At 61.2% G+C, this 5,734-nt stretch carries 5 protein-coding genes; 1 reads left to right on the top strand and 4 read right to left on the bottom strand.

The window, feature by feature from the left end; all coding sequences use genetic code 11:
• From ACH2EH_RS05675 to ilvB, 4 genes are all read right to left on the bottom strand, one after another.
• Positions 1-719 (bottom strand): hypothetical protein (locus ACH2EH_RS05675; protein WP_395139768.1); only part of this gene is annotated, 719 nt, incomplete at its 3' end.
• Positions 720-723: 4 nt separating this feature from the next.
• Positions 724-1,218: an acetolactate synthase small subunit gene (gene ilvN / locus ACH2EH_RS05680; protein ID WP_395139770.1), complete on the bottom strand. Its 495-nt coding sequence runs from the start codon at positions 1,216-1,218 to the stop codon at positions 724-726.
• On the bottom strand, positions 1,215-2,072 hold the full coding sequence (locus ACH2EH_RS05685; protein ID WP_395139772.1) for an MBL fold metallo-hydrolase: 858 nt from the start codon (positions 2,070-2,072) through the stop codon (positions 1,215-1,217). Before ACH2EH_RS05685 ends, ilvN begins: the two co-directional genes overlap by 4 nt.
• Positions 2,059-3,852: a biosynthetic-type acetolactate synthase large subunit gene (gene ilvB, locus ACH2EH_RS05690; protein WP_395139774.1), complete on the bottom strand. Its 1,794-nt coding sequence runs from the start codon at positions 3,850-3,852 to the stop codon at positions 2,059-2,061. The genes ACH2EH_RS05685 and ilvB overlap by 14 nt, the downstream gene beginning before the upstream one ends.
• Positions 3,853-4,437: 585 nt before the next feature.
• Between ilvB and ACH2EH_RS05695 the strand changes: the two genes are divergently transcribed.
• On the top strand, positions 4,438-5,734 hold a 1,297-nt coding region (locus tag ACH2EH_RS05695), incomplete at its 3' end, for an Hsp70 family protein (RefSeq protein ID WP_395139776.1).

Here is a 5,734-nt window from a genome sequence, read left to right on the forward strand (position 1 = left end):
TCGGTGACGATCAGGCAGTACTTGTTTTCGGCATCGCGAGCAAAGAGCAGACGAAAGTCATCGGGGTAGGCAGGGCGGATGTCCCAGTAGGTCAGCTCCAGCATGCCCTCGGGAATGCTGACTTCGGGAGGGCTGGTGGGCGTCGTCGCTTCTTCGGGAGGCCAGCGCAGGATGTGGCTCTCGCGCTCGGTCTGCCACTCGATGGCGAGGTAGGCGTCGAGGTCGGCGCGGCTGTCGAAGCGCAGGGCGGTATTGTTATCTATTGCAATGGCCCACCAGACGCCGTTGATGCCGCAGTGGGCAAAGCGGACGGCGGGATCGTGACTAGTGAGGGGGACACGCAGGGGGAAAGCCATCTCCCCTAGCCCCTCTTCCCGCGACGAAGGAGCACTAGGGGAAGAGGGGATGGTGAGGAACGAGCCGGGGGAGATGGCCGCGAAGCGGGGGGAGAGGGCCATACGCACCGCGGGTGATGCCAGCAGCGGCAGCTCGTCACGTAGCTCGGCGAGAAACGCACTGTCCGGCGTGGTGGTATCGCCCAGAAGCGAGTGGATCTGCTGGGACGACGCGGCGTCGGTGAGACGCAGCAGGCGGGTTAGCTCCGCCAGCAGCGCTTCTTGATCGTCCGTCAAAATCACGGTCTCCATCGTCAGGCGGCGCAGCTCAGAGAGCTTACCGGCCACCTCGTGACAGAGTGCATCAAACTCCGGGTAGTGCATGGAATTAAACGGTCCGTGAGCCTCGCATCAGCGCGATCCGGCCCGTACGAACCAGCTCGCGGATGCCGTAGCTCTCCATGAGTTTCTCAAACGCGTCTATTTTCTCCGCGCCGCCGGTCACTTCTACCACAAAGACTTTATCCGTGGTGTCTATGATCTTGCCGCCGAAGACTTGTGTCACAAGCTGGATCAGCTCGACTTGCCGCTCGGGGGTAACCGTCACTTTAATCAGAGCCAGCTCACGCTCCAGCATCGGCGTATTGACATAGTCGTAGACTTTTAGCACATCAAGTAGCTTATGGAGCTGCTTGGTGATCTGCTCTAAAATATCCGAATCGCCCCCCACCACCAGCGTCATCCGGCTGACATTGGGATCGTCGGTGATGGACACAGTGAGGCTCTCGATATTGTAGCCACGGCGGGCAAAGAGGCCGGAGACGCGGGCGAGGACGCCGGGGCGGTTCTCTACCAGAACGGTGATCGTATGTGTTTCTGTCATGAGTTTTGTTTGCGTTTCAAAAGAAAATAAGCACCTGCCGCCAGCGCCCCGAGCGCGACGGTCTTGGCGAGTTGTTTCGCCGGGTCTTGGGTGGCAGGTGCGATGATCAGGCTGCCATCGGGGGCCGTGCGCACGGGCTCCCCGATATAGCGGCCTTTTCGAGCGATCGCGAACCACTGGGTAATCTCGTCCAACGGTGCATTCAGCAGAGGATCGCCGTGGCCAAAATAGAGTGTCTGAGGGCGCAGTTCTAGGATCGTCTCCAGGCTCTTACGGGTGGCGAACCAGTCCGTCGTAAACGGTTGTGGTGGCCAGGTAAGCTTTCGGCGCGGTCGCCAGGTATCCAGCTTCAGGTTCATCAGAGCATCGCCCGCAATCAGTGTCCGTGTGGCTTCCTGCCAGAAGCCCACTTGCCCAAGTGTGTGACCGGGAAGAGGAATGACGTCCCAGCCTAGAGGCCCCTCGGTCAGTGGCTGGACAAAGGGCCGCAGGTCTTTGCCATGCGTGCTGGCAAAGCGCGACGCAAGGGAGAGCCAGCCACCGCAAGAGCTTGGATCGGCGGGGGGATAGTCGCACTGCCCCGTCAGAAACGGCAGCTCCGCCTCGTGGGCAAAGATCGGCATGTTCCAGTAGGCCGCGAGCGCCGCCGCGCTTCCCGCATGGTCGTAGTGTCCGTGCGTGAGATAGATACCCGTGGGCGCGATCTTGCCGTAGCGCCGCTGCGCCTCTCTGACAATCGTCGAGAAGTGCAACGGGAGCCCCGTGTCAATCAGCGCCCAGTCACCCCCCGGCTCGCCACTGTCAATAAAGTAGACATTGACGAAACCGAGGGAGAGACACTTACCGTGCGACATCCACGACCTCGTTGGGATCGGGGACGCGGGTGTCCTTGGGCTCGAAGTGGCAGACACTGGGCGGGGCGAGCAGAGGCTCGGGCTTGCGCACCATCATCTCGTTGATCGTCTGGCCCGACGGAATCATCGGGAAGACATTGCTCTCTTTTGCCACCCGGATGTCCATCACCACGGGGCCATCGTGCTCCATAGCGCGCTTCAGTGTTGCTTCCAGTTCCTCGGGCTTGTCGCAGAACAGGCCCAGAATCCCGTAGGCCTCGGCCAGTTTCACAAAGTCTGGGGCTTGCTCCAGGTTCACCGACGAGTAGTGCTTCTGCCAGAACATCTCCTGCCACTGGCGCACCATGCCGAGATACTGGTTGTTGAGGATCATCACTTTCACCGGCAGCTTGTAGATACTGGCGACCATCAGCTCCTGAATGCACATCTGGATCGAGCCATCGCCCGAGATGCACCAGACCGGCTCCTTGCCATTCGAGGCGAACGATGCGCCAATGGCGGCGGGCAGGCCGAAGCCCATCGTGCCCAGCCCACCCGATGTAATAAACTGCCGGGGCTTGCGGGTGCCAAAATGCTGCGCCGCCCACATCTGGTGCTGGCCCACATCGGTGACCACCGTGACATCGTGGTTGGTGAGGCGTGCCAGCTCACGGATGGCGAACTCCGCGTGGATGATGCCATCCTCTGTGCCGTCTGGGGCTTCGAGCGGGAACTCCGCCTTCCACTTCCCGATCTCCGTGTGCCACGCCGAGAAGTCGCCTGCCTCTTTGACAAGCTTGAGGAGCTCGGTCAGCGCGGCCTTGCAGTCACCCACAATCGAGGCATCGGCGCGGCGGACTTTATTGATCTCGCCGGGGTCAATGTCCATGTGGATCACTTTGGCATCGGGAGCAAACGCAGAGACTTTGCCGGTAACTCTATCATCGAAGCGTGCTCCCACCGAGATCAGTAGATCACAGTTATGCACGGCGTAGTTGGAGTAGGCCGTTCCGTGCATGCCTAGCATTCCAAGGCTCAGGGGATGGTTCTCCGGGAAAGTCCCCAGACCGTGTAGCGTCGTGGTGACGGGAATATTGGTGCGGCGCACGAGCTCCAGCAGCTCTTCGTGTGCCCCAGCAGCCTTCGCCCCACCGCCCACATAGAGCACTGGCTTCTTCGCCTCCGCAATAAGCTCGGCGGCGCGGCGGATGGAGAGCGGGTGCACTTTGAAGTCCGACTTGAAGGAGCGAATGCTCACTTGTTGCGCCTCGTCGGGGTCGTACTCGATCACGGTACGGAAGACATCCACGGGAATATCCACGAGCACGGGACCAGGGCGACCACTCCGGGCGATATGAAACGCCTCGTGCATGATACGCGGCAGCTCGTTCGCGTCTTTAACCAGCCAGTTGTGCTTGGTGATGGGCATGGTGATACCAGTGATATCGGCCTCTTGAAACGCGTCTTTGCCGATCACCTCGGTGCGTACCTGGCCCGTCAGACACACGAGAGGAATGGAGTCCATCATGGCGTCGCAGATTGGGGTCACCAGGTTGGTTGCCCCAGGGCCGCTGGTACCCAGACACACTCCCACCTTGCCCGTGGCGTGGGCGTAGCCCTCGGCCATGTGCCCGCCGCCCTGCTCGTGGCGCACTAAAACATGGTGAATGAAGTCGCAGTGGTAGAGCTCGTCGTAGAAGGGAATCACCGCGCCGCCAGGGTAGCCGAACATGATCGTCACCCCCTCGCGTCGCATACACTCCAGGACCGCTTTCGCGCCCGTTGATTTGATCTTTGCCATAATTCTTTCGTCCTTTCCGCAGACTCTAAATTTATGGACGGAGGCAAAAAACAAAAATGCCCCTCGTCCCGTCGTGCTTGTTTGATCGGGACGAGAGGCGTTTCCAGAGTGTTCTCTGGAGCACGCTCCCGCGGTACCACCCGAATTGTCATCCCGCCCCCCTGGCCCCCACAAGTAGGGGAGTGTCGGAAGGAAACGACCACTCGATGCGCTGTTTCGGGCGCACCCGGAGGGACTACACACGGTGTTTGAAAACCGCTTCACCACCTCGGCTCGGAGGGGAGTTCGCTGCAAAGCATATTCGCTCTGCGTCACGTTCGTCTACAGCGTCGCACCAACCCGCTGCTCTCTGAAAGTCCGAAACGTGCCTACTAGCCTCGTCATCGCCACTAATTTATGAGATTGTCGGTGTGGAGTCTACCATACTCAAGCTTTCAAAGCAAGTATAATTTGCACCAAGACACCAATCTGCAACCACGCAGGAGCCTGACGAGTCTGAGCGCGGAGGAAGAAACAGACAATGACGGAGCTGGGCTCCGATTGAAATCGGAGTCGCCCACGTTCGTGTGGCGGTATACTCTCCCCGTGGAACTTGCTGTTGATTTTGGGACAACGAACAGTGTGATCGCCGTGGTGGAGGAAGGCAATATCCGGGTGATCTCCTTGCCCGCCATCGCGCGGGAGCAGCCGACGACGCAAGCGACTCTGGTGCCGACTTGTGTCTTTGTGCGAGAGAAGCGCCGTCGCCTCTGGCCGCGCTTCTGGGTAACGGAGCCCGAGGCACTGATCGGGCAGGCGGCGCTGGCCTACAACTTTGAGGGCGGTGCGCCCGGCTTTGCCCAGAGCTTCAAACGGGCGCTGGCGCAGACCCCCGATAAAACTGTCGCCCAGGCAAGTGGCAGGCCCATCCCCGCACGGGAGGCGGCGTATTTATTTTTGCGCGAGCTGATCACGGCGGCGCGGGAGACACTCGGCGATAAGAAGCTGACGCAGCTCACTATCTCGGGGCCGGTCGGGTACTTCGAGACCTACCGCGCGGAGCTGAGCGCCCTGGCAAAGCGCCTCGGAGCGAAGACATTCAAGACGATTGACGAGCCGATTGCCGCCGCGCTGGGCTACGGGGTGAACGTGGCTCGCGACGAAACCCTCCTGGTGGTGGACTGGGGCGGGGGGACGCTAAACCTCGCGGTGATTCGCCTCGGGCCGGGCGTGCTGGCCTCCGGGGCGGCGCCGATTCTGGCCAAGCACATGGTGGGCCGGGGCGGCGACGATGTGGATTACTGGCTGATGGAGGAGCTGCTCCCCGGCTTTGAGGATATCGCCGCCGGGCGCTACGATGCCAAGTGGGAGGTGATGCGCGCCAAAGAGTCCGTGAGCCGCACCGGCGGCTCCACCCCGATCTCCTGGCGGGGGATTCAGCGCACGCTCGACCGTGAGACACTCGTGGCTCTCATGACCAAACGCGGCCTCTACGACGATCTTCGCACAGCGCTCACGGACATTAAAACGCAGCTCGCTGAGTCTGCGCCGGACTGGAAAGTGGACGAAGTACTGCTCACGGGCGGCTCGACGCTCTTGCCCGAAGTCCCGGCTGTCGTGGATAGCTTCTTCCCCGAGGCCATTGTCCGCCACGACAACGAGTTCGTCTTCACCGCCGTCGCCAGTGGTGCCGCGCGCTTTGCCGGCGGCGTCCCTGTAGATGATTTCATCTACCATGACTATGCCATCGCCGTGCAAGAAGCAGACGGCAGCGTGGGCTACGAGCTTCTCTCCCCACGCCGCACGCGCTATCCCACCGCCCCGGACTTTGCCGTGCGCTACTACGCCGACTACGCCGGGATGGAGGAAATGCGCTTCCGGGTCTGTGAGATCGGGCGGCTGG

The organism is Armatimonas sp., from assembly GCF_043760365.1.
Taxonomy (GTDB): domain Bacteria; phylum Armatimonadota; class Armatimonadia; order Armatimonadales; family Armatimonadaceae; genus Armatimonas.